This window comes from Photobacterium gaetbulicola, from assembly GCF_003025515.1.
GTDB lineage: Bacteria > Pseudomonadota > Gammaproteobacteria > Enterobacterales > Vibrionaceae > Photobacterium > Photobacterium gaetbulicola.
On the sequence record NZ_PYME01000009.1, the window covers coordinates 64,065 to 87,987 of the forward strand.

Genomic DNA, 23,923 nt, shown 5'->3' on the forward strand with positions numbered 1-23,923 from the left:
CCTGTCAGGTTGTTGGTTTAGTGGCCTTGGCAACCATAACGATCATACTACGCCCAGTCGCCAAGATGGTATTGCGGGTATAGTGCGGTGCGTCATCGATGGGATAAATATCATAGGGAGACGGCTTGGCGGTATTGATCACCAGGTGCCAGTCGCTGCATTGGCGATCCGGCAGGGTAAACTCGAGCGGATCCCAGAAAGCATTGCAGATCACGTACAGCTCGTCCTGAGTGATCGGGTGGTACACCGTCAGGGCTATGGAATGGGAGTTTTCTGACCAATCGGGCTGATCCGGTTGGATCCCGTGCCAGCGGATCCCGACATCCTCTAGCACCGAGTTCAGCGACATGTGCATGTTCCAGTCGATGGTCGGCTCGGCGGTACGCAGCTGGCTAAGCAGGGTGACAAAGCGCAGCAGGTCGCTGTGGGTAGTGACTAAGCTCCAGTCAAACCAGCTGATTTCATTATCTTGGCAGTAGGCGTTATTGTTGCCCTGCTGGGTCCGGCGCACTTCGTCGCCCATATTGAGCATCGGGGTACCTAGCGCCAGGAACAAGGTCGCCAGCATGTTTTTGCACTGGCGGTGGCGCAACAACTCTATCTCGGCAATGTCCGTCGGCCCCTCCACCCCGTAATTGCTCGACAGGTTGTGGCTGTCACCATCACGGTTGCCCTCACCGTTGGCCTCGTTGTGCTTCTCGCTGTAGCTCACCAGATCGTTGAGGGTGAAGCCATCATGGGCACAGATGAAATTCACCGAACGGTGCGGCGAATGGTGGTGGCTGCAGTACATGTCCGGCGAGCCCAAAATTCGCGAGGCAAAGCGGCTGACATAGCCGGCATCACCACGCCAGAATGCCCTGACATCGTCACGGAACTTGCCGTTCCATTCATTCCAGCGATCACCGATAAACGAACCGACCTGATACAGGCCTGCGGCATCCCACGCCTCGGCGATAATCTTGGTACTGCACAGGATCGGATCCGAATCGATCGACCACAGCAGCGGCGGCTCCCGCATCGGCTTGCCCTGACTGTCGCGGGCCAGCACCGAGGCCAGGTCAAACCGGAAACCGTCAACATGCATCTCCGTCACCCAGTAATGCAGGGCATCAATGATCATCCGCCGCAGGACACTGTGGTTGGCATTGCAGGTATTGCCGCAGCCGCTGTAGTTTCTATAGCGCCCCGTTTCCCTGTCCAGCAGGTAGTAAGCCCCGTTTTGCAGCCCTTTGAAACAGAAAGTCGGCCCTTGCTCATCCCCTTCGGCGGTATGGTTGAAGACCACATCGAGGATCACCTCGATATCCGCCTTGTGCAGCTCTCGGACCAGAGTCTTAAATTCATCGATGGCACTCAGAGAGGCTTTCTCGACACTGTAGTCGGCATGTACAGCAAAGAAGTTGATCGGGCTGTAGCCCCAATAGTTCCCCCGCCCTTCCGGCGCGTCATCGACATCGAACTGCTGGACAGGCATCAGCTCGATGGCTGTGACACCGAGCGATTTCAGGTAGGGAATTTTCTCGATGATCCCGGAGAATGTCCCCTTCTTGGCCGACACCACCCCGGAAGAGGGGTGACGGGTAAAACCGGCGACATGCATTTCATAGATGATGGTATCGGTCAGCGAATGGCGCGGGGCGGCATCTCCCTGCCAATCGAAGCCGCTGTGGTCGACCACGATACTCTTCATGCAGGCATCCATGTTGCTGCCTGGCTCGATTGCCCGCTGCCGGCGGTAGTTGCGGCCAATCCCGACCGCTTGGCAATAGGGATCAAGCAAGATCTTATCGCTATCAAAACGCAGCCCCCGTTCGGGAACCCAGGGGCCATCCACCTGAAAACCGTAATACTGACCGTGACCAATATTGCCGACAAAGATAAACCAATAATGGCCTCGCTTGTGCAGCACCGGACTGAGCTCAAAGGAACAAAATGGCCCCCCAGCGTCGGCGCTGGCAAACAAGTGCAACGTCACCCGTGTGGCATCTTTGGAGTAGAGGCTAAAGTTCACCCCTCCCTCGCGCACCGACGAACCGAGCGGGGATGCCTCGCCTTGCAAGGTATAGATCTGATTATCTGCCGCCAACGCGGTACTGAGTTCGATGTTATCATTGCCCCTATTCATGCCAGCATCCCCATGATTTTGTTGCATGTGCCTTTCTGCCAATGCATTGGCAATCCAATGCACCAGCCTGCATAACCAGAATAGTCGACTCAAACCAGGCCGGGAAAGGTCCGCTTCACAAAAAGTACAAAAAAAGCCGCCACAATGTGACGGCTTCGAGGTAGAGCTTAAGGCCCGTGGCCTAGTGCGAATTAGTGCTCGCGGGTTGCACGGAAGTCAATATCAGGGAAACGCTCTTTGGCCAGGTTCAGGTTAACCATGGTCGGTGCGATGTAAGACAGATTATCACCACCATCCAATGCCAGGTTAGACTGGTTCTTGCGCTTGAATTCTTCCAGCTTCTTGCTGTCATCACATTCAACCCAGCGGGCTGTTGCAACGTTAACACCTTCGTAGATCGCTTCCACGTTGTATTCCGCCTTCAGGCGGGCAACCACCACGTCAAACTGAAGCACACCTACCGCACCGACGATCAGGTCATTGTTCTGCAGCGGTCGGAATACCTGTACCGCGCCTTCTTCTGACAGCTGGACCAGACCTTTAAGCAGCTGCTTCTGCTTGAGAGGATCTTTGAGGCGAATACGACGGAACAGTTCCGGTGCAAAGTTAGGGATACCGGCAAATTTCAGGTTTTCGCCTTGAGTGAAGGTATCACCGATCTGAATCGTACCGTGGTTGTGCAAACCGATAATGTCACCCGCATAGGCTTTTTCCGCACGCGCACGGTCACCGGCCATGAAGGTTACCGCATCGGAGATACTCACGTTCTTACCGGTACGAACATGGTTCATCTTCATGCCCTGGCTGTAGGTACCTGAGACAATACGCATAAAGGCAATACGGTCACGGTGCTTAGGATCCATGTTGGCCTGGATCTTAAAGACGAAGCCAGAGAATTTCTCTTCCGTTGCTTCGACTTCACGCTCGTTGGCTTTACGCGGCATTGGCGCAGGCGCCCACTCCGTCAGACCATCTAGCATGTGATCGACACCGAAGTTACCCAGTGCGGTACCGAAGAAGACCGGCGTCAGCTCACCGCTTAGGAACAGTTCACGGTCGAACTCGTGAGAGGCACCGATCACCAGCTCCAGCTCTTCGCGCAGCTGTTCGGCAAGATCATCACCCACCGCAGCATCCAGCTCTGGGTTATCCAGGCCCTTGATGATGCGCTGCTCCTGGATGGTATGGCCCTGTCCGGTACTGTACAGAATCGTCTCGTCACGGTGGATGTGGTAAACCCCCTTGAACTCCTTACCACAGCCGATCGGCCATGATACCGGCGCACACGCCATGTTCAGCTCGGTTTCGACTTCGTCAAGCAACTCCATTGGATCACGGATATCGCGGTCCAATTTGTTCATGAAGGTCACGATTGGCGTATCACGCAGACGGGTTACTTCCATCAGCTTGCGGGTACGATCCTCGACACCTTTCGCCGCATCGATCACCATCAGGCACGAGTCAACTGCGGTCAGGGTACGGTAGGTATCTTCCGAGAAATCTTCGTGTCCCGGGGTATCTAGCAGGTTTACCAGACAATCATTGTAAGGGAACTGCATCACCGACGTGGTCACCGAGATACCACGTTCCTTTTCCATCTCCATCCAGTCTGACTTGGCATGCTGGTTGGAGCCGCGCCCCTTAACGGTACCCGCTTTTTGGATCGCGTTTCCGAACAGCAGGACTTTTTCGGTAATGGTTGTTTTACCCGCATCCGGGTGAGAAATGATCGCAAACGTGCGGCGTTTGCTCACTTCAGTTTGAAAAGACATAAGCGTTGATAATCCTGTTAGAGATTTCAATAATCGTACGACTGCGACTGCCGCGAGCCGGTGCGATAAAGATGGCGGAATTATACGCAAACTCCGACCAAAGAGACAGCGGTAACATGCCAGCAGGGCCTGCCGGCAACGACCGGCAAAATGCTACATCACCATATAGGTCATGATCAGGGCATCCTCGCGACCATTTTCTGCCGGGTAATACCCTTCACGGCGGTTGATTTCGTTAAAGCCGAGCGATTCATACAGCTGGTAAGCACGGGTATTGCTTGCCCTGACTTCCAGCCAGACTTCCTCGCCTTTCTGTTGCTCAACAAGGGTAATAAAGCCTTCCAGCAGGGCCTTACCGTAGCCTTTGCCCTGGCAGGCCGGGTCGACAGCGATGTTGAGTAAGGTTGCTTCGCCTGCCACCAGCTGGCCGAAGCAATAACCGACCAGCCGGCCATCTATCTGCAACCCACAGTTAAGCGCCAATTTATTGGGCTCTTTGCGGATCAAGGATTCTGCCCAAGGAAAGGCATGGGCCGCCTGCTCGATGCGCCAAACATCGTCGAGATGATGAGGCGCCAAAGTCACAATGTTATGCGTCATAAGAACAAATTTGTTGCCATAGCGCTTTTTTCGCGCCGGGGTTGGTATGCATCGATTTCAGTGAAGCTGACGTCAACAGTTGGCAGTCAGCCGGGTGGGCCGCTTCACAACCCGCTACCCAACACCATTTCAGCTGATGTTCGCGAACTTGCTCAACCGCTTCCGCCGGAAGACAAAGCGCTTGCTCCGGCTTGAGCTTCATGCTGCCCAGGATCCGGCCAAACAGCCAACGGTCGTGCTCGTCTAGCTCTTCATCGCAAACAAACAACAACTTACAGCTTTCCGGCAGATCGATCACCGGCTGCTCCTGTTCGGGGAAAATGCCCGGTTTACGGATCTGCCAATAGGTCAGCCCGATCGCCTTCATCAACTGTAAATCACGTTGTTTCATCTGCTCACCTTGGTGATGTTCACTTTGGCCGGGAATACTACCAGAATTTATACCAAACTGAGTAATATTCTGGCCTATCCACGCAAATGGGCAGGGGCAGCAACCAGGCAAGTCAAACACAAAAAAATACCACCTTGCGGTGGTATTTTCATGAAACTGGTCAGCACTGATAACCTACAGCGCGTCAAACTCTTCGCTGTAGCTGATCATCCCGCTCTTTTCACCGATCGCACCGGGAACGACTTCCAACACCATGAAAGCCTCTTCCGGTACCGGCCACGCGCATTGAATGCCTTGAGGGGCCGCAGGCGCAAAGCCCACTTTCGGGTAATAATCGGGGTGTCCCAGCACGACAATGACCGGGTAACCTAGCTCTGCCAAAGTCTGCTTGGCCTCTTCCAGCATGGCCAGACCGATGCCCTGGCGCTGGTACTCAGGCTTGATCGCCATAGGGGCCAGCCCTTGCCAGCTATAATCTTCGCCATCGAGCATGACCGGGCTAAAAAAGACATGGCCAATCAGCTCACCGTCGTCATTGCACGCCACCAGCGAAAGGGTGCGCTTGCCGTTTTCCCGTAACCGCATGACCAACTCTGCTTCGGCCTCCGTTTCAAAAACAGATTTCAGCAAAGTATCAATCGGCATAATATCGGCCGGGGCCTCAGTTCTAATGAGCATTCTTGACCTCTTCTTGCCCAGCCACCGACAGCATGCCTTTGTGGATGAAGTCTGCCGACTGGTGCAGTACAAACTTAACCGGTGCGGGAAGCGAGTCAAGATCGATACTATCCATCAAGTTTTTCACTTCCAGTCCCAGCTCGGTATCACCTTCGATGCGAAGGCGACGTTGGAAGAACAGTGTATCAGGATCTTCCTTGCGAGCGGCAATTAATACCAGGTCATTGCACTCACCGCTGAAGCTCACATCTTCCTGCTCAACGTGCTCAGCCACCACCAATTGCTCATCCTGGTAGCTGATGTACCAGCGCAGATCCAAATCACGCACTTCCACTTTCAGCCAACGATCTTCAAGAAATTCAAAGTCGCCATCTTCCAGTGCTTCCCTAAATACCATGCCCAACCCATCCAGCATTACCTTCTTCTGAAGGGGGAAAGGAGCAAGTTTGGCAGGAACACGCAATAAGGCAGGCCCATTCTGGACCAGCTGTTTTCTAAGTTGAGCAATCACTGAATTTTATTTCCTGTAGTCGGTCGCATATATTTAGTGATTGTATGGCAAGACAAGGCAGTAATTTTATGCCTTGAGTCAAAAAATACAGCTTTGTTCGGGTAAAGTTTGGTATTGTGCCAGTGACCTAGATATAGTGGTTGCAAACCCACCTGTCACCGCGCCGCGGGATGGCAGCAACAGACGGAACAATATCCCAATACCATGCCGACAGAGCAACTCAACCATTGGTTTCCCCTTCTGACTGATCACAGCCCATTCCTGTTTGCGGTACTGGATCAGCAACATAACTATTTAATGGTTAATAACCGATACTGCGAACTCAGCGGCCTGAGCCGTGACGAGCTTATCGGTCTGAGTGATGTCGACACCTTGGGCAAAACCTTTTACCACTCGATGCGTCCCTTCTATCAGCGGGCCTTCAATGGTGAAACCCTGGAGAGCGAAGTCATCCTCGATGACAACCATCATGACACCAGCATGCACTTCAGCCTCTCCCCGCTGCGCAACGAAAGCGATAATATCACCCATATTGTCCTGCACTGCGTTGATACCTCCGAGCGCCAAATCCTGACCAATGCCATCCAAGAGCACGAAAAACACCTGCAAACCCTTAACAAACTGATGCATGACGGCAGCTGTATCGTTGAGAACGACACGGTGGTCTCGGCCAATGACAAAGCGGCCCTCTTGCTCGGCTTTGAACACCCCAATGATCTCAAGGGCAAGGCCTTTAGCAAACTGATAGTCGATACCCAGCAGCAACCGGTTACCTCGGCCCAATTGGCTTCCCTGCAGCAAGGTGAAGGCTGGTTGTGCCAGACCAGCCGCCACTGTCCGCAGCCACAAACCTTGCAGCTCTCGACATCGCCTATCGAGATGCTCGGGGCCGCCGCCCAATTGGTGATCCTCAAATCCTATACTCCAGCGCGATCCAAGCAGAGCCGGGTAGAGTCATCAATCCATATCGATCCGCTTACCGGGCTGCTCAACCGCCACGGGGTCAGTCGCCAGCTAGAGCAGTTGATCAACCAGCAGATCCCGCTGGTAATGCTCTACCTCGATATCGATAATTTCAAAAACATCAATGACTCCCTCGGGCACCATATTGGTGATCAGGTACTGCAGGAAATTTCTCAGCGGCTCAAGCGCCTGTTGCCCGACAGTGCGATCATCGGCCACCTCAGCGGTGATGAGTTCACGATTTTGCTCCCCGACCCGGAGCATGACCAGCAGAGCAGCTTAATTGCCGACCAAGTCATTGCCCTAATCAACCAGCCTTTCGACTTGCACCACTTCAGCAAACACCTGGCCTGCTCTATCGGCATGGTCCAATATCCCGGTGACGGCAATGATGCCCGAATCCTGCTGCAAAATGCCGACACGGCGATGTACGAGGCCAAGAACCGCGGCCGCAACCGAGCCGTTAAGTTCAGCGAGGAAATGAACAAAGAAGCCCGGATGCAGCTATGGCTTGAAATCGAGCTCCAGAAAGCATTGCAGAACAATGGCCTCGAAGTCTGGTACCAACCCAAAGTGCATGCCCGTGATTTCTCGATCAATGGCGCAGAAGCGCTAGTGCGCTGGAACCACCCTGTCGAGGGTTATATCAGTCCGGCTCAGTTTATTCCTGTCGCCGAACGCTCAGGCCTCATCGAGCAACTCGGCCAGGTGGTGATGCGCGAGGTCTTCACCACCGTCCGCTACTGGAAAACCCAAGGTCTGCTGCCTGGCAAGGTGGCGATCAACCTGTCACCGCAGCAATTCGGCAACCCGAACCTGATCCAGTTTGTCGACAAGCTGCGCAAGGCTACCGGGGTCAACCCCAACGACATTACCTTCGAGCTCACCGAAAGTGCAGTCATGAGCGATGGCGAACATACCATCCAGATGCTCAACGCGATCAAGAAGCTCGGCTTCTCGCTGTCTATCGATGACTTCGGTACCGGCTACTCATCGCTGTCCTACCTGGCTCGCTTCCCGCTGGACGAGCTGAAGATCGACCGCGCCTTCATCAAGGACATCGAAGAGATCCCCAAACAGCTGACGCTGATCGAGAACATCATCAACCTCGGCAAGTCGCTCAACATGAGCGTGGTTGCCGAAGGGGTCGAGACCCGCCAGCAGGCGACCCTGCTGTCGAACCTGGACTGCCATGCCATACAGGGGTTCCACTTCTACAAGCCGCTGCCGAAAAACGAGCTAGAGGCCACCCTGCACAAGCACAACCACCATTGACCCTCAGGCCATCATTACTGGTTAACTATCGGTGCAAAAGTGGAAAATAAGTTGTCCTAAATCAACAAAACCTGCCTGATATCAAAACACGCTGGTTGCCTGCCCCCTACTATTTGCTTCTATTACTTTATTTTCACACTGGTAGATAAAAATAATATGGAGCTACTCTGCCCCGCTGGTAACTTGCCGGCGCTGAAAACTGCCATTGATAACGGCGCCGACGCGGTTTATATCGGTTTCAAAGACGATACCAACGCGCGCCACTTTGCAGGTTTAAATTTTACAGGACGTAAACTCGAAAAAGCCGTGCAGTACGTGCGTGACCACGACCGTAAACTGCATGTTGCCCTCAACACCTTCGCCCACCCCGATGGCTTCGAGCGCTGGCGCAACGCCGTCGACAACGCCGCAGCCATGGGTGTCGATGCGCTGATTGTGGCTGACATCGCCGTGTTGGAATATGCGGCCACCAAGTATCCGGATCTCGAGCTGCACCTGTCGGTACAGGCATCGGCCACCAATACGGCCGCCATTGATTTCTACCGCCAGAATTTCAATGTCAAACGGGTCGTCTTGCCGCGGGTACTGTCCATCCACCAGGTGAAACAGTTGGCACGCAATACCGATGTCGAACTGGAAGTGTTCGCCTTCGGCAGTCTGTGTATCATGTCGGAAGGACGCTGCTATCTGTCCTCCTACATGACGGGGGAGTCACCCAATACCGTCGGAGCCTGCTCGCCGGCAAAATACGTTCGCTGGCAGGAAACCCCGACCGGGCTCGAGTCTCGCCTCAACGAAGTGCTGATCGACCGCTACGCCCATGGTGAAAATGCCGGTTACCCGACCTTGTGCAAGGGCCGCTTTGACGTCAATCTTGACGGGGAAAACCGCCGCTACCACGCCCTGGAAGAGCCGACCAGCCTCAATACACTGGAGATTTTGCCTGAGCTGTTCAAGGCCAATATTGCCTCGGTGAAAATCGAAGGCCGCCAGCGCAGCCCGGCCTATGTCGAGCAGGTAACCCGCACCTGGCGTGCCGCGATCGATCGCTATCTCGCCTCTCCGGAAAACTACCATGTTGAGCCGGCTTGGAATGCCTGCCTGGGCAACGTGTCAGAAGGCAAGCAGACCACCCTCGGTGCCTACCACCGCAAATGGCAATAAGGAGCCAGCAATGAAATATTCCCTTGGCCCCCTGCTGTATTTCTGGCCAAAAATGGATGTCGAGGCGTTCTACCAGCAAGCCAAAGACGCCAACACCGATATTATCTACCTTGGCGAAACCGTCTGCTCAAAGCGCCGCGAGATGAAACCGGCTCACTGGTTCGATATTGCCAAAGAGCTGTCGGCCAGTGGCAAGCAGGTGGTCCTGTCGACCATGGCACTGCTCGAGGCGCCGAGCGAAGTCAATGTGATGAAAAAGTACATTGATAACGGTGACTTTGCGATTGAAGCCAACGATGTCTCGGCCATCCAGCTGGCGCACCAAAACAAGGTGCCATTTGTAGTCGGCCCGGCGGTGAACTGCTACAACGCCCAGACCCTTAACCTGTTTTTGAAAAAAGGGATGATCCGCTGGTGTATGCCGGTTGAACTCTCGCGCCAGTGGCTGCAGAACGTCGCCAACGAGTGCGAGCAGATGGGGATCCGCGACCAGTTCGAAACCGAAGTCTTCAGCTACGGCTACCTGCCGCTGGCCTACTCGGCGCGCTGCTTTACCGCCCGCGCCGAAGACCGCGCCAAGGACGACTGCGAAACCTGCTGTATCAAATACCCAACCGGGATCACCGTCAACAGCCAGGAAGAGCAGAAAGTCTTCACCCTCAACGGGATCCAGACTCAGTCCGGTTACTGCTACAACCTGATCAACGATCAGCCAGGTATGGCCGGCTTGGTGGATGTCGTCCGCTTGAGCCCGCTGGGTATCGATACCCTTTCCCTGGTCGATACCTTCCGTGCCAACCAGCATGGCGGCCACCAGCACAAGCTCGAGGGCGGCCATCACTGCAACGGCTACTGGCACAATCTGGCCGGCCTGAACATCGAGTAGGGCCAGCCTTTTTGGCCCCGCCAAAATCAAAAAAGCCGCGGTCGTCCGCGGCTTTTTTATCGGTGTCAGTAAGCAGTAGAAGACTACACCGCCTCTTCCTCAGGCACTGATACCGGCTGGCTGAGGTTGACTTCCGTCATCAGGCGGTTGAGCTCCAGCAAGGCGAAGCGGTGCTCAACAAATTCGTACACATTACCGGACAAGGTCAGCTTGTAGAGCATCAATGCCGATGAGAAATCTTTGTTGTAATGGTAGCGCTTGCCCAGGTAGAAGTAGGCTTCCGTCAGGCGCTCGGCCAGTACATCGTTATCCTCACTCTCTAAGGCGATCTGGTGCAGGAATTCTGACTCACTAACATCATCGAGATAAAGGCGGACGATCTGCCACCCCCAGTCATTGTTATCAGTAGCCGCATTATAGCGATTGCGCAGTTTCTCCGCTGCGGTTGCAGGATCTTGTTCAAGCTCAGTCAGGTACAGCCAAATCACCCGGTAAGGATCGTTGATGTTCTGCTGGTAATGGGCATTAAGATCCTCAAACGCCAATTCATAGCGACCGCCATAGTAGAGGGCAATACCGCGGTTACGCTGGGCAAAAGGGTGACGGACATTGAGCTCCAGGGTTGAGTCAAAGGCTTCATAAGCGGCGTCAAAGTGGGCGCCCTGGGTAAAGTAGACCCCGAGGATATTGAACACATCTGGCTGATCCGGCTTCAAAGACAGGGATTGGTTGAAGTCCAGTCGAGCCAAATCACGCAGCCCCAAGCTGTCATGCAACAAGCCACGCTCGTAATACACCTGGGCCAAGGTTTCGTTGTTCAGATCATCTCGTTGCAATAGCTGATCAATGCGTGCCAACTGAATTTGCTGTTGGATCGTTGGCTGGAACGGGATCGCCATCGGAGGCTGGTTCCACTGCGATGTAGGTGATGAACAGCCTGACAAGACCAAGACGATCGCCAAGCATGCGAGTTTTATCCTATTTGCAATCAATGCAGTTCTCCCTGAGTGAGACACGTCTACCTCTAGCATATACCATCGTAGCCCATTAGAGACGCAACCGCGTTCTCCTGACCGATTATTGCGAGGGATTTTCCGGTGAGCTCTAAATATAATAAAAAAAGGGGCTGAATAGCCCCTTTATATCATGCTTTTAGCAAAAAGCCTTATGCTTCTGGCTTCTCTTCAGCAGCCGGTGCTGGGTTCAGCTCAGCTTGTGCTTCTTTCATGCTCAGGCGGATACGGCCCTGACGGTCGATTTCCAGTACCTTAACCTGAACTTCCTGGCCCATCTCAAGGTGATCAGCCACTTTCTCGATACGCTCTTGAGAGATCTGAGAAATATGAACCAGACCTTCTTTCGCACCGATAACCGATACGAAGGCACCGAAGTCAACGATACGCATAACTTTACCGGTGTAGATACGGCCAACTTCAACATCAGCGGTGATCTCTTCGATACGGCGGATAGCTTCTTTCGCAGCTGTACCTTCGGTTGCCGCGATCTTCACTGTACCGTCGTCTTCGATTTCGATAGTTGTGCCAGTTTCTTCCGTTAGTGCACGGATAACTGCGCCACCCTTACCGATAACATCTTTGATCTTCTCAGGGTTGATCTTCAACGTGTGGATACGAGGAGCGAACTCAGAAATCTCTTCGCGAGGCGCGTTGATAGCCTGATCCATTACGCTAAGGATGTGCGTACGTGCTCCTTTCGCTTGGTTCAGAGCAATCTGCATGATTTCTTTAGTGATACCTTCGATCTTGATATCCATCTGCAGTGCAGTGATACCGTCTTCAGTACCCGCTACTTTGAAGTCCATGTCACCAAGGTGGTCTTCGTCACCCAGGATGTCAGAAAGAACAACAAAGTCATCGCCTTCTTTCACAAGACCCATTGCGATACCCGCAACAGATGCTTTGATTGGCACACCTGCGTCCATCAGCGCAAGAGACGTACCACATACAGAAGCCATTGAAGAAGAACCGTTAGATTCAGTGATTTCCGATACCACACGTACTGTGTATGGGAACTCGTCAACAGAAGGCATTACGGCAGCGATACCACGCTTAGCCAGTTTACCGTGGCCGATTTCACGACGCTTAGGCGAACCTACAAAGCCAGTCTCACCCACACAGTATGGAGGGAAGTTGTAGTGCAACAGGAAGTGATCTTTACGCTCGCCAGTTAGCTCGTCGATGATCTGTGCATCGCGCTGCGTACCCAGAGTCGCAGTGACTAGAGCCTGAGTTTCACCACGGGTGAACAGAGAAGAACCGTGGGTACGTGGAAGTACGCCAGTACGTACGTCAAGCGCACGAACCATGTCTTTCTCACGGCCGTCGATACGTGGGTTGCCAGCGATGATGCGGCTACGTACAACGTTCTTCTCTAGAGAGCCTAGCATGCCGCGGATTTCGCGCTCGTCTAATGTCTCGTCTTGAGCTAGAAGCGCTTCAACCGCTTCGTTCTTGATAACGCCTACTTGCTCGTAGCGCGCCATTTTTTCAGTGATCTGGTAAGCGTCAGTCAGACGAGTTTCAGCCAGTTCAGCAACACGTGCTTTCAGCTCAGTGTTTACAGCCGGTGCTTCCCATTCCCATGCAGGAGTGGCAACTTCAGCGGCAAACTCGTTGATCGCGTTAATAACAACCTGCTGCTGGTCGTGACCGTAAACAACAGCTTGCAGCATCTGCTCTTCAGATAGGCGGTCAGCTTCTGACTCAACCATTAGTACTGCGCTTTCAGTACCAGCAACTACTAGGTCTAGCTTGCTTTCTTCAAGCTCAGTGTTGCTAGGGTTCAGTACAAGCTGGTCGTTGATGTAACCAACACGTGCTGCACCGATTGGACCGTTGAACGGGATACCAGAAATTGCTAGAGCAGCAGAAGTACCGATCATAGTAACGATGTCAGGCTGTACGTCTGGGTTCACAGAAACCACAGTCGCAATAACCTGTACTTCGTTTTTGAATGCATCTGGGAATAGCGGACGGATTGGACGGTCAATCAGACGAGCTGTTAGTGTTTCGCCCTCAGATGGACGACCTTCACGCTTGAAGAAACCACCAGGGATTTTACCTGCAGCGTAAGTACGCTCTTGGTAGTTTACCGTTAGCGGGAAGAAATCTTGGCCTTCAACAGCTTCTTTCTTACCAACCACAGAAACGAATACAGACGTATCGTCCATGCTAACCATAACAGCAGCGGTCGCCTGACGCGCCATAACACCAGTTTCGATGGTAACCGTGTGGTTACCGTACTGGAAAGTCTTTACGATAGGATTCACGTGAATTTCCTTAAATTATTCCGCTTTCTATTTGCGCCGTTAAGTATATCTGACACAAGGAAAAGCGTCATGTGATGAAAGGCAATTTACAGCAATTTCACGTATCGCGACTAATGATAATTCTCAATAATCGAAGAACTGTCATTAGCCGCGACCTCAAGGTCGACGAAAACGACTCGTGAATTGTGATGAATTACCGGAAAAAAGAAAGGAGCCATAAGGCTCCTTTCTCAAAAGCAATCTTAGCGACGTAGGCCTAGACGCTTGATTAGGTCTTGGTAGCGATCTAGGTTCTTACCTTTTAGGTAGTCTAGAAGCTTACGACGACGAGAAACCATGCGAAGAAGACCGCGACGGCTGTGGTGGTCGTGCTTGTGGTTAGCAAAGTGACCCTGAAGGTGGTTGATTTGTGCTGTTAGCAGTGCAACCTGTACTTCTGGTGAACCAGTGTCGTTTTCGCCTTGCGCGTATTCAGCAACGATTGCTGCTTTAGTTTCTGCATTCAGAGACATAACTCATTCCTAATACAAAGATGTTTCTAATTTGTGCCAGCCAATCTCTGATTCAGCCGACACCCGAGCCGCGGATTATACGTGGAGCGCAAAATAACTACAAGAGAATTTATTGGGAAGAGCGGTGCTGTGGTGCTGTGGTGCTGTGGTGCTGTGGTGCTGTGGTGCTGTGGTGCTGTGGTGCTGTGGTGCTGTGGTGCTGTGGTGCTGTGGTGCTGTGCAAGTTTTCTTAAGGGGCTATTTTAGTCAAGCATTCTAAATTCACTTTTACACGTCAAACTCCCTATCTATTTGAATATCCTAGACGCAAATCCATAGGACCATAGAACCTTTTCTTAAAAACAAAAATCCCCAGCACTTGGCCGGGGATTTTAAAGCGGAATCCGTTACTGAGCGGTTTGCTCATTAACCACCACACGCTTTGGCGCCAGCATGCCTTCGTGGTCAATCACGCCAACACCGATAAACTCACGCTCTTCGCCGACGGTAATACGTACCTGGGTCCCTTCTGCTGGCACGCGGCCAGCATTGACCGGATTGCCGTTTCGAACGTAAATCGCGATCTGCGGGATAATATTCACCTCAGGCAAATCCTGAACCGCGGTGTCCATTGGCAGCAGCAACGGATCAAGTAGCTCAGACGGCGAAATATCCTGACCCTTGGCTTGCTCCAGCAGCGCTTCTAGCTGCTCAACCGTCACCATGCGCTCAACCGGGTAGTTGGATACCCCGGTACGACGCAGGTAAGTCACGTGGGCACCGCAACCTAGCATCTCGCCCAAGTCATCAACGATAGTCCGGATGTAAGTGCCTTTTGACACATGCAGTTCCATTTCCACTTCGTTGTTGCTAAAGCGCAGCAGCTCTACCGAGTACACCGTGATCTTGCGCGATTCGCGCGGTACTTCAATCCCCTCGCGGGCATATTCATACAGCTTGCGGCCCTGGTATTTCAGTGCCGAGTACATCGACGGAATCTGGTCGGTGGTACCACGGAACTTGGCAATACAGCGCTCCAGCTGACCTCGGTCGACTTTAACTTCGCGGGTCTCTACCACTTCACCGTCGGAGTCCGAGGTATCGGTACGCTCGCCCAGCTTGGCAATCACTCGATAACGCTTGTCCGAGTCCAGCAGGAACTGGGAAAACTTGGTCGCTTCGCCAAAGCAAATCGGCAGCATGCCCGTCGCTAAAGGATCCAGGGCACCGGTATGGCCGGCTTTCTGGGCAAAGAAGATACGCTTCACTTTTTGCAGCGTATCATTCGAGCTGATCCCGGTCGGCTTATCCACCAGGATAACACCATCAATCGGGCGGCCCTTACGACGACGTGCCATGGATTACTCCTCGTCTTCTGCCTGTGGCTCATCGCCACGGCGCTCTTCATCTTCACGGACAGCTTTAGACACTAAGGTCGAGATACGCATACCTTCGGTCAGCGACTTGTCAAAGATGAAGTTTAGCTCAGGCGTAACACGCAGGCGGATCTGCTTGCCAAGCAGTGAGCGAATATAAGGAGCCATCTCGCGCAGTGCTTCCAGGCAACCTTCCGGCGTCTGCTCACCCACAGTCAGGAAGGTCACGTAAACTTTCGCGTAACCCATATCACGGGAAACATCGACACTTGAAATAGTGGTCATGCCAATACGCGAGTCTTTGATCTCACGCTGCAAGATCACGGCCAGCTCTTTCTGAAGCTGCTGCGCAACACGCTGGGTGCGGCTAAATTCTTTAGACATTCATTGCCTCTCTTAGAGAAAGCTCTCTTGAAACAATGGGGAGCCGAAGCTCCCCATGGATTATATATATATCTTAGAGCAGGTTAGACCTTGAAGATTAGTCAAGGGTACGCTGAACTTCGATGATTTCGTAAACTTCGATCTGGTCGCCGACACGAACATCGTTGTAGTTCTTAACGCCGATACCACACTCGTAGCCGTTCTTAACTTCTTGTACGTCGTCTTTGAAACGGCGTAGTGACTCAAGCTCACCTTCGTAGATTACAACGTTATCGCGAAGTACGCGGATTGGGTTGTTACGCTTGATGGTACCTTCAGTAACCATACAACCTGCGATAGCACCGATCTTAGGCGACTTGAACACGTCACGTACTTCAGCCAGACCAATGATTTCCTGCTTGAACTCAGGAGACAGCATACCGCCCATCGCTGCTTTCACTTCGTCAATCAGCTGGTAGATGATTGAGTAGTAACGCAGGTCAAGGTTCTCGGTCTCGATAGTACGACGTGCAGATGCATCAGCACGAACGTTGAAACCAAGAATGATAGCGTTAGATGCTGCAGCAAGAACCGCATCAGTTTCGGTGATACCACCAACACCAGAACCAACGATGTTAACTTTAACTTCGTCAGTCGATAGCTTACGCAGTGAGTCAGCAATCGCTTCTACAGAACCCTGTACGTCAGCTTTCAGTACTACGTTCAGCTCAGCAACTTCACCGGCAGTCATGTTAGAGAACATGTTTTCCAGTTTCGCTTTCTGCTGGCGAGCCAGTTTAACATCACGGAATTTACCCTGACGGTAAAGGGCTACTTCACGGGCTTTACGCTCGTCACGAACAACTGTCGCTTCGTCACCTGAAGAAGGCACACCAGAAAGACCTAGGATCTCGACAGGGATAGAAGGACCGGCAGACTCGATTTCTTTACCAAGCTCGTCGCGCATTGCACGAACACGGCCGTGCTCGAGACCACAAAGAACGATATCGCCCTTGCGTAGCGTACCTTCTTGAACAAGAACAGTAGCAACTGGACCGCGGCCCTTGTCTAGGCGAGATTCTACAACCACACCTTTCGCCATGCCTTCCGCAACTGCCGTCAGCTCAAGAACTTCTGCCTGAAGCAGGATAGACTCAAGAAGACCATCGATGTTGGTACCCTGTTTCGCAGAGATGTGAACGAAGATGTTCTCACCGCCCCACTCTTCAGGGATAACGTCGTACTGAGCTAGCTCATTCTTAACGTTGTCTGGGTTGGCATCTTCTTTGTCGATCTTGTTCACAGCAACAATCAGCGGTACACCTGCCGCTTTCGCGTGTTGGATTGCCTCAACGGTCTGTGGCATTACGCCATCGTCCGCAGCAACAACAAGTACAACGATATCTGTCGCCTGAGCACCACGGGCACGCATTGCGGTGAACGCGGCGTGTCCAGGAGTATCAAGGAAGGTGATCATACCGTTGTCAGTTTCAACATGGTATGCACCGATGTGCTGAGTAATACCACCCGCTTCGCCCGAAGCAACGTGTGCTTTACGGATGTAGTCAAGGGTAGAGGTCTTACCGTGGTCAACGTGACCCATGATGGTAACAACCGGCGCACGTGGAACAACCGCTAGGTTTTCATCACGGTCAGACAGTACCGCTTCTTCCAGCTCGTTCTCTTTACGCAGGATAACTTTGTGACCCATTTCTTCTGCAACGAGTGCCGCAGTTTCCTGGTCGATAACCTGGTTGATGGTTGCCATTGCACCCATCTTCATCATCACCTTGATAACTTCAACGCCTTTCACAGACATCTTGTTAGCAAGTTCAGACACAACGATAGTCTCGCCAATCACTACATCTTGCTTGGCAACGGTTGCTGTCTTATCGAAGCCGTGCTGCATTGAAGATGGCTTAGCCATCTGCGGCTTACCGCGACCACGCTGGTTACGGCCACCGCGTGCATTGCGATCGTCTTGCTTAGCACCCGCTTTCTTCTTCTTGCGACGGCGACCGCCTTCTTCTTTACGGTCTTGTTCGTCTTCAGCTGCGCGAGCGTAGCTAGACGTCGTAGTATGGTAGTCTGCTTTATCCATATTACCTTTTTCCTGGTCAGTTTTTGACCAGTTCTTTTCATTCATTTCTGCCATTTTGCGTGCCTCTTCTAGCTGACGCTGACTCTCTTCTTCGGCTTTACGCTTGGCTTCCTCTTCCCGGCGACGTTGTAGCGCCTCGGCTTCTTTCTTAGCCTGGTCGTCAGCGGCGGCGCGTTTAGCTTTTTCTTCAACCAAACGCTTGTCCTCTGCTTCACGCTTCAGCTTGTCCTCTGCCTCACGCTTCGCATTCTGTTCTGCATTTTGCTTAGCTTGTTCTTCAGCTAAACGCTTTTCTTCAGCAGCACGCTTAGCAGCTTCTTCCGCCTCGCGTTTTGCCAGCTCTTCTGCTTCACGCTTGGCAGCTTCTTCGGCTGCTCGCTGAGCGGCTTCTTCCGCTTCACGCTGGGCTGCTTCTTCAGCCTGGCGTTTTGCTTCTTCCGCGGCACGCTGTTCTTCTTCAAGCGCAGAACGCTTTACGTAGGTGCGCTTTTTGCGCACTTCTACCTGAACACTTTTATTTTTGCCACCAGAGCCCGAAACACTCAGCGTGCTTCGGGTCTTGCGTTGCAAAGTAAGGCGTGTAGGAGCCTCGCCAGATGTACTATCACCACCGTGTTCTTTCTTCAGGTGGGCCAATAGACTCTGTTTTTCTTGTTGGCTTACGCTATCTTCAGCTTTCTTGCTGATACCAGCATCGGCAAACTGTTGAAGCAAACGGTCAATCTGCGTGCCGATTTCCTCGGCAAGTGCTTTAACTGTAACCTCTGACATGCTGCTCCTCCCTTGCGATTAAATTTTATGCTTCGTCACTGAACCAGCAAATGTTACGAGCAGCCATGATCAGCTCGCCCGCTCTTGCTTCATCAATGCCTTCGATATCAGTTAGATCGTCGGTACCCTGATCAGCAAGATCTTCTAGCGTTGCAACGCCTTTCGCGGCCAGTTTGAACGCAAGCTCACGCTCCAAGCCTTCCAGACCCAGTAGGTCTTCTGCAGGCTCAACACCTTCAAAAGATTCTTCCTGAGCAAGGGCAAGCGTGGTTAGTGCTTCTTTCGCACGGTTACGCAGCTCTTCAACCGTGTCTTCATCCAGACCTTCAACAGCCATCAGCTCGGCTACTGGTACGTAGGCGATTTCTTCTAGTGTTGTGAAGCCTTCTTCAACCAATACAGTGGCGAAGTCTTCGTCGATATCAAGGTGCTTAGTGAACACTTCGATAGACTCTTGGGCTTCTTCCTGGTGCTTCTTCTGAAGATCTTCAACCGTCATTACGTTCAGTTCCCAGCCAGTAAGCTGAGACGCTAGGCGAACGTTCTGACCACTACGGCCGATTGCCTGAGCAAGGTTGTCCTTCTCAACAGCAATGTCCATCGTGTGGTTGTCTTCATCAACGATGATAGAGCTAACTTCTGCCGGAGCCATCGCATTGATCACGTACTGGGCTGGGTTCTCATCCCACAGTACGATATCGATACGCTCGCCACCTAGTTCGCCAGATACGGCTTGTACACGTGCACCACGCATACCGACACATGCACCCACAGGGTCAATGCGTTTGTCGTTAGTCTTAACGGCGATCTTGGCACGAGAGCCTGGATCACGGGCTGCCCCCATCAGTTCAATCATCTCTTCGCCGATTTCCGGCACTTCGATGCGGAATAGCTCTGACAGCATTTCAGGCTTAGAGCGAGTCATGAACAATTGGAAACCACGTGCTTCTGGCGCGACTTTGTACAGAAGGCCACGAACACGGTCACCCGGGCGGAAGTTTTCACGTGGCAACTGGTCGTCACGCTGGATAACAGCTTCTGCATTGTTACCAAGGTCAATGATAACAGCATCGCGGTTAACTTTCTTTACTACACCGGTGATTAGCTCGCCTTCGTTGTCAATAAATTGCTCAACGATTTGTGCACGCTCAGCTTCACGGACTTTCTGAACGATAACCTGCTTGGCCGTTTGAGTCGTGATACGGTCAAACGTTACCGACTCGATCTGCTCTTCGACGTAATCATCAAGGTTGATCGTTTCGTCGTCGTACTGCGCTGCTTCCAGAGTGATCTCTAGAGTCGGCTGAGTCACTTCCTCAACCGCTTTCCAGCGGCGGAAAGTTTCGAACTCACCGGTCTTGCGATCGATCGCTACACGTACGTCGATTTCCGCTTCGTATTTTTTCTTCGTTGCTGTTGCCAGTGCGATCTCAAGTGCTTCAAAGATGCGCTCACGAGGTACAGCTTTTTCGTTGGATACCGCTTCAACGACAGCCAAGATTTCTTTGTTCATTTCTAATGCCCCAATTTAGCGGTTAGAATTTTGGAACCAGGTTGGCCTTGGAAATATTGCTCAGTGCAAATGTTTCTTCATTGCCATCAACATTTAATGTGACAAGCTCGCCGTCAACGGCAACGATATCACCTTTCCACTTACGACGGTTGCCCATCGCCATTTTCAACACCAGGCTGACCTCGTGGCCAATAAACTGTTGGTAATGTGCGGCTTTAAATAGCGGCCTTTCTAGACCAGGGGAAGAGACCTCCAGGTTATAGGCAACAGTGATTGGATCTTCAACGTCCATCACCGCGCTGATCTGGCGGCTAACTTCGGCACAATCTTCAACGGTGATCCCGTTTTCGTGATCGATAAATACACGCAGTGTTGAGTGTTCGCCTGCACGGATAAATTCCAGACCGACAAGTTCATAGCCTGTGGCCGTTACCGGCGCCTCAAGCAGTTCGGTCAATTGCATCTCTAAAGCTGTCAAGACAACCCCCCGGAAACAAAAAAAGGGCTATAAAGCCCAGTAGATACCTGAATGGTCATGTTTCAGATAATAAAAAACCCCGAATTACGGGGTTTAATATCACTGGACCCTGATACCACAGCATATCGCTGTGATAGAAAAAACAACCTTACTAAGAATAGCTGTTTTTTCGGAAAGTGGTTGCGGGGGCCGGATTTGAACCGACGACCTTCGGGTTATGAGCCCGACGAGCTACCAAGCTGCTCCACCCCGCGTCCGTAATCTGACGGCGATTATATCGCCCAGACATCACTCTTTCAAGTGACTAATAATGGTGCCGAGAAGGGGACTTGAACCCCTACACCTTGCGGCACTAGCACCTCATGCTAGCGTGTCTACCAATTTCACCATCTCGGCTAAATTCTTTATTTACTCAGGAATGTCACTGTTAACTGGTGCACTCTGAGTTGGCTCAACAACTTGCTCAGTCGCTGGAGCGCTTAGGTTTTCCCAACCACTGGTTTCGTGCGCCTTTTTGGTGCTCATGTTGCCAAGCACTAGGCTGATGACGAAAAAGATGGTCGCGAAAATCGCAGTCATTCGGGTCAAAAAGTTTCCAGAGCCGCTCGCGCCAAACAGGGTACCTGATGCGCCAGCCCCAAATGAAGCTCCCATATCTGCGCCTTTACCTTGTTGAACCAAAACCAGGCCAATAACACCAAGCGCAGCCAACAGATAAATCACAAGTAGAATTTCGTACATGGGTTCCACCTATGGTTAAATTGTTGTGCCGGCTTTGCTTTAGCAGTGCCAGCGCACCCCTTCCACTAGGAGCGGGATGAATACTAGCGAAAGCTATCTTCACTGACAAGTAAAATTTCTTCGAAAACTCTGTTTCTTGAATCACTTGTCGAAGTTTTAGGCAAAACCGACACCAGTTAGTCGAATTTAGCGCACACTTAGCAGCTTTGTTTCACTGCCTCGGCAATGTGCAGGGCCGATTTCTTGACCAGTTCTGCATCTTCACCTTCAACCATTACGCGGATCAGCGGCTCAGTGCCGGATTTACGCAACAATACGCGCCCCTTATCACCTAGTTTAGCCTCAACGGCAGCCGCTGCTGACAAAACAGCCTCTGATTCCAGAGGGTTGGAATCACCAGCAAAACGAACATTCTCCAGTACTTGCGGGTACATCGTCATGCCATCTGCCAGCTCCTTGAGTGACATCTTGCTACCCACGATCGAGGCCATGACCTGCAGGCCGGCCACAATGCCGTCACCGGTGGTGACTTTATCAAGCAGGATAACGTGGCCTGAATTCTCGGCACCGATAAGCCAATCGTGCTTCTTCAGCTCTTCCATCACATAGCGGTCACCGACCTTGGCACGGACAAACGGGATCCCCAGGTTCTTCAGGGCATTTTCCATTCCCAGGTTGGTCATCAGGGTACCGACCACACCGCCTTTTAGCTCGCCGCGACGCAGCGCATCACGAGCAATAATATAGGCAATTTGGTCGCCATCGACCTTGTTGCCCTCTTCGTCGACCATGATCACCCGATCGCCGTCACCGTCCAGCGCAATACCGAAATGGGCTTTCTCTTCCAGTACCTTCGCCTGCAGCGCCGCCACATCGGTCGCACCGACCTTGTCGTTGATATTGGTGCCGTTCGGCTCGCAGCCAATGGTGATCACCTCAGCACCCAGCTCTTTAAATACGCTAGGCGCAATGTGGTAGGTCGCACCATGGGCACAGTCGACAACGATTCTATAACCTGCCAAGTCATACTGGCTCGGAAATGTACCCTTACAAAACTCAATGTAACGACCGGCGGCATCATTGATACGGTAGGCCTTGCCCAGCATGGCCGACTCGACACATGTCAAAGGCTTGTCCAGTTCAGCTTCAATCGCCAGCTCAACCTCATCCGGTAGCTTGGTCCCTTCCGACGAGAAGAACTTAATGCCATTGTCATAATACGGGTTGTGCGATGCCGAAATCACGATACCGGCTTCAGCGCGGAAAGTACGGGTAAGGTACGCTACTGCCGGTGTTGGCATCGGGCCGGTGAATGCGGCCTGCAAGCCAGCAGCGGCCAAACCTGCTTCCAACGCCGACTCCAGCATGTAGCCAGAAATACGGGTATCTTTACCAATGATCACTTTCTTGGTGCCCTGTTGCGACAATACTCGCCCCGCAGCCCAGCCCAGTTTCAATACAAAATCCGGGGTGATTGGGCCTTTACCTACCAAACCACGAATGCCGTCGGTACCAAAGTACTTACGTTCTGCCATTTTCTGCTCCTAGCAATCAATCTAAATTCAACCTTACCTGACGTTATTTATCCCGGTACTGGGACAAGGTCATTTCGCACACTTTCAGCACATCAACCGTCTCTTTCGCATCGTGGACCCGGATGATCTGAGCTCCTTTCATGGCAGCGATAGCGGCGCAGGCAAGGCTACCAGCCAGGCAATCGGCCGGTTGTTTATCTAATAATTTGAATACCATCGACTTTCTCGACATCCCAACCAACAAGGGAAGGCCAAAGCGGTGGAACTCATCAAGGTGAGCCAGCAATTGGTAGTTGTGCTCGAGGGTTTTGCCGAACCCATAGCCGGGATCGAGCAGCAGCTGCTCCCGGGCGATCCCCACCTGCTCGCAGGCATGAATTCTTTCAGCCAAGAAGTCGCCGACATCAGCAATGACATCTTGATATGTCGGCTGGTGCTGCATTGTACGTGGTTGCCCTTGCATATGCATTATACAAATCGGCACCCCGGCATCCGCCGCCACCTGCAGAGCCCCCGGCTCCTGCAAAGCTCGGACATCGTTGATCAAATCCGCCCCAGCCGCAACGGCCTCACGCATTACCGCGGCCTTGCTAGTATCAATCGATATCCAACAATCAAAGCGCTGGCGCAAGGCTTCAATCACCGGCACCACCCGATCAAGCTCCTGCTCGAGAGATACCTCAGCCGCCCCGGGACGGGTAGATTCACCACCGATATCCAAAATAGACGTGCCCGCTGACAACATCTCCTCGGCATGACGCAAGGCGGCATCCAGCTGGTTAAAGCGACCACCATCGGAAAAAGAATCAGGGGTGACATTCAAGATCCCCATGGTATGGGGACGGGAAAGATCTAGCGTCTTGGTTTTGCTCTTGAGGATCAAATTACCGCTCCTGG

At 52.4% G+C, this 23,923-nt stretch carries 20 protein-coding genes and 2 tRNA genes; 3 read left to right on the forward strand and 19 right to left on the reverse strand.

The window, feature by feature from the left end; all coding sequences use genetic code 11:
- Window positions 1-4: 4 nt before the first annotated feature.
- The 6 genes from glgX to ubiT form a co-directional block, all read right to left on the reverse strand.
- Entirely contained in the window at window positions 5-2,128 is a 2,124-nt protein-coding gene (glgX, locus tag C9J03_RS09855; RefSeq protein ID WP_044624160.1) for a glycogen debranching protein GlgX, read from the reverse strand.
- Between the two features lie 191 nt (window positions 2,129-2,319).
- Window positions 2,320-3,900 (reverse strand): peptide chain release factor 3, encoded by a 1,581-nt coding sequence (gene prfC, locus C9J03_RS09860; RefSeq protein WP_044624161.1) that lies wholly within the window; start codon window positions 3,898-3,900, stop codon window positions 2,320-2,322.
- A 153-nt stretch (window positions 3,901-4,053) separates the two neighbouring features.
- Window positions 4,054-4,500, reverse strand: coding sequence for a ribosomal protein S18-alanine N-acetyltransferase (gene rimI, locus C9J03_RS09865; RefSeq protein ID WP_044624162.1), 447 nt, complete (start codon window positions 4,498-4,500; stop codon window positions 4,054-4,056).
- The gene (locus C9J03_RS09870; RefSeq protein WP_039458513.1) at window positions 4,490-4,891 is read right to left on the reverse strand and encodes a DNA polymerase III subunit psi; all 402 of its coding nucleotides are present in this window, start codon (window positions 4,889-4,891) and stop codon (window positions 4,490-4,492) included. The genes rimI and C9J03_RS09870 overlap by 11 nt, the downstream gene beginning before the upstream one ends.
- A 174-nt stretch (window positions 4,892-5,065) precedes the next feature.
- The gene (locus C9J03_RS09875) at window positions 5,066-5,569 is read right to left on the reverse strand and encodes a GNAT family N-acetyltransferase (RefSeq protein ID WP_044624163.1); all 504 of its coding nucleotides are present in this window, start codon (window positions 5,567-5,569) and stop codon (window positions 5,066-5,068) included.
- Window positions 5,559-6,080 carry a ubiquinone anaerobic biosynthesis accessory factor UbiT gene (gene ubiT / locus C9J03_RS09880; protein ID WP_044624164.1) on the reverse strand — a complete coding sequence of 174 codons (522 nt, stop codon included), beginning with the start codon at window positions 6,078-6,080 and terminating at the stop codon, window positions 5,559-5,561. Before ubiT ends, C9J03_RS09875 begins: the two co-directional genes overlap by 11 nt.
- 204 nt (window positions 6,081-6,284) lie before the next feature.
- Here ubiT and C9J03_RS09885 point away from each other — a divergent pair, with 204 nt between their 5' ends.
- From C9J03_RS09885 to C9J03_RS09895, 3 genes are all read left to right on the forward strand, one after another.
- A complete protein-coding gene (locus tag C9J03_RS09885; RefSeq protein WP_044624165.1) occupies window positions 6,285-8,318 on the forward strand; it encodes a sensor domain-containing protein in 2,034 nt (677 codons plus the stop codon).
- Between the two features lie 156 nt (window positions 8,319-8,474).
- Window positions 8,475-9,482 carry a ubiquinone anaerobic biosynthesis protein UbiU gene (gene ubiU / locus C9J03_RS09890; protein WP_044624166.1) on the forward strand — a complete coding sequence of 336 codons (1,008 nt, stop codon included), beginning with the start codon at window positions 8,475-8,477 and terminating at the stop codon, window positions 9,480-9,482.
- Window positions 9,483-9,492: 10 nt separating this feature from the next.
- Window positions 9,493-10,368, forward strand: a complete 876-nt coding sequence (locus C9J03_RS09895) for a U32 family peptidase (protein WP_044624167.1) — start codon at window positions 9,493-9,495, stop codon at window positions 10,366-10,368.
- An 83-nt stretch (window positions 10,369-10,451) separates the two neighbouring features.
- Here C9J03_RS09895 and nlpI read toward each other — a convergent pair whose 3' ends face one another.
- The 13 genes from nlpI to folP all read right to left on the reverse strand — a co-directional run bounded on the left by nlpI (window position 10,452) and on the right by folP (window position 23,909).
- Entirely contained in the window at window positions 10,452-11,360 is a 909-nt protein-coding gene (gene nlpI, locus C9J03_RS09900) for a lipoprotein NlpI (protein WP_044624168.1), read from the reverse strand.
- Between the two features lie 173 nt (window positions 11,361-11,533).
- Window positions 11,534-13,657 (reverse strand): polyribonucleotide nucleotidyltransferase, encoded by a 2,124-nt coding sequence (gene pnp, locus C9J03_RS09905; RefSeq protein WP_044624169.1) that lies wholly within the window; start codon window positions 13,655-13,657, stop codon window positions 11,534-11,536.
- 242 nt (window positions 13,658-13,899) lie between these two features.
- Complete coding sequence (gene rpsO / locus C9J03_RS09910) at window positions 13,900-14,169, reverse strand: 30S ribosomal protein S15 (protein ID WP_039458488.1); 270 nt, start codon at window positions 14,167-14,169, stop codon at window positions 13,900-13,902.
- A 386-nt stretch (window positions 14,170-14,555) separates the two neighbouring features.
- Window positions 14,556-15,506 (reverse strand): tRNA pseudouridine(55) synthase TruB, encoded by a 951-nt coding sequence (gene truB / locus C9J03_RS09915; RefSeq protein ID WP_039469660.1) that lies wholly within the window; start codon window positions 15,504-15,506, stop codon window positions 14,556-14,558.
- 3 nt (window positions 15,507-15,509) lie between these two features.
- Window positions 15,510-15,908, reverse strand: coding sequence for a 30S ribosome-binding factor RbfA (gene rbfA, locus C9J03_RS09920; RefSeq protein WP_044624170.1), 399 nt, complete (start codon window positions 15,906-15,908; stop codon window positions 15,510-15,512).
- A gap of 97 nt (window positions 15,909-16,005) precedes the next feature.
- Window positions 16,006-18,759 (reverse strand): translation initiation factor IF-2, encoded by a 2,754-nt coding sequence (infB, locus tag C9J03_RS09925; protein ID WP_044624171.1) that lies wholly within the window; start codon window positions 18,757-18,759, stop codon window positions 16,006-16,008.
- A 25-nt stretch (window positions 18,760-18,784) separates the two neighbouring features.
- A complete protein-coding gene (gene nusA / locus C9J03_RS09930) occupies window positions 18,785-20,272 on the reverse strand; it encodes a transcription termination factor NusA (protein WP_039469653.1) in 1,488 nt (495 codons plus the stop codon).
- Between the two features lie 22 nt (window positions 20,273-20,294).
- Window positions 20,295-20,750, reverse strand: a complete 456-nt coding sequence (gene rimP / locus C9J03_RS09935; RefSeq protein ID WP_044624172.1) for a ribosome maturation factor RimP — start codon at window positions 20,748-20,750, stop codon at window positions 20,295-20,297.
- A gap of 177 nt (window positions 20,751-20,927) precedes the next feature.
- Window positions 20,928-21,004, reverse strand: a tRNA-Met gene (locus tag C9J03_RS09940).
- A 57-nt stretch (window positions 21,005-21,061) separates the two neighbouring features.
- Window positions 21,062-21,146: transfer RNA gene (locus tag C9J03_RS09945), tRNA-Leu, on the reverse strand.
- 12 nt (window positions 21,147-21,158) lie between these two features.
- Window positions 21,159-21,491: a preprotein translocase subunit SecG gene (secG, locus tag C9J03_RS09950; protein WP_039469649.1), complete on the reverse strand. Its 333-nt coding sequence runs from the start codon at window positions 21,489-21,491 to the stop codon at window positions 21,159-21,161.
- A gap of 197 nt (window positions 21,492-21,688) precedes the next feature.
- Window positions 21,689-23,026 carry a phosphoglucosamine mutase gene (glmM, locus tag C9J03_RS09955; protein WP_044624173.1) on the reverse strand — a complete coding sequence of 446 codons (1,338 nt, stop codon included), beginning with the start codon at window positions 23,024-23,026 and terminating at the stop codon, window positions 21,689-21,691.
- 43 nt (window positions 23,027-23,069) lie between these two features.
- Window positions 23,070-23,909: a dihydropteroate synthase gene (gene folP / locus C9J03_RS09960; protein ID WP_044624174.1), complete on the reverse strand. Its 840-nt coding sequence runs from the start codon at window positions 23,907-23,909 to the stop codon at window positions 23,070-23,072.
- Between the last annotated feature and the right edge of the window lie 14 nt (window positions 23,910-23,923).

Excerpts from the sequence above, each read along its gene's own strand:
- glgX (WP_044624160.1), bottom strand. The coding sequence starts at position 2,128 with ATGAATAGGGGCAATGATAACATCGAACTCAGTACCGCGTTGGCGGCA.
- prfC (WP_044624161.1), bottom strand. The coding sequence starts at position 3,900 with ATGTCTTTTCAAACTGAAGTGAGCAAACGCCGCACGTTTGCGATCATT.
- rimI (WP_044624162.1), bottom strand. The coding sequence starts at position 4,500 with ATGACGCATAACATTGTGACTTTGGCGCCTCATCATCTCGACGATGTT.
- C9J03_RS09870 (WP_039458513.1), bottom strand. The coding sequence starts at position 4,891 with ATGAAACAACGTGATTTACAGTTGATGAAGGCGATCGGGCTGACCTAT.
- C9J03_RS09875 (WP_044624163.1), bottom strand. The coding sequence starts at position 5,569 with ATGCTCATTAGAACTGAGGCCCCGGCCGATATTATGCCGATTGATACT.
- C9J03_RS09885 (WP_044624165.1), top strand. The coding sequence starts at position 6,285 with ATGCCGACAGAGCAACTCAACCATTGGTTTCCCCTTCTGACTGATCAC.
- ubiU (WP_044624166.1), top strand. The coding sequence starts at position 8,475 with ATGGAGCTACTCTGCCCCGCTGGTAACTTGCCGGCGCTGAAAACTGCC.
- C9J03_RS09895 (WP_044624167.1), top strand. The coding sequence starts at position 9,493 with ATGAAATATTCCCTTGGCCCCCTGCTGTATTTCTGGCCAAAAATGGAT.
- rpsO (WP_039458488.1), bottom strand. The coding sequence starts at position 14,169 with ATGTCTCTGAATGCAGAAACTAAAGCAGCAATCGTTGCTGAATACGCG.
- truB (WP_039469660.1), bottom strand. The coding sequence starts at position 15,506 with ATGGCACGTCGTCGTAAGGGCCGCCCGATTGATGGTGTTATCCTGGTG.
- rbfA (WP_044624170.1), bottom strand. The coding sequence starts at position 15,908 with ATGTCTAAAGAATTTAGCCGCACCCAGCGTGTTGCGCAGCAGCTTCAG.
- infB (WP_044624171.1), bottom strand. The coding sequence starts at position 18,759 with ATGTCAGAGGTTACAGTTAAAGCACTTGCCGAGGAAATCGGCACGCAG.
- nusA (WP_039469653.1), bottom strand. The coding sequence starts at position 20,272 with ATGAACAAAGAAATCTTGGCTGTCGTTGAAGCGGTATCCAACGAAAAA.
- secG (WP_039469649.1), bottom strand. The coding sequence starts at position 21,491 with ATGTACGAAATTCTACTTGTGATTTATCTGTTGGCTGCGCTTGGTGTT.
- glmM (WP_044624173.1), bottom strand. The coding sequence starts at position 23,026 with ATGGCAGAACGTAAGTACTTTGGTACCGACGGCATTCGTGGTTTGGTA.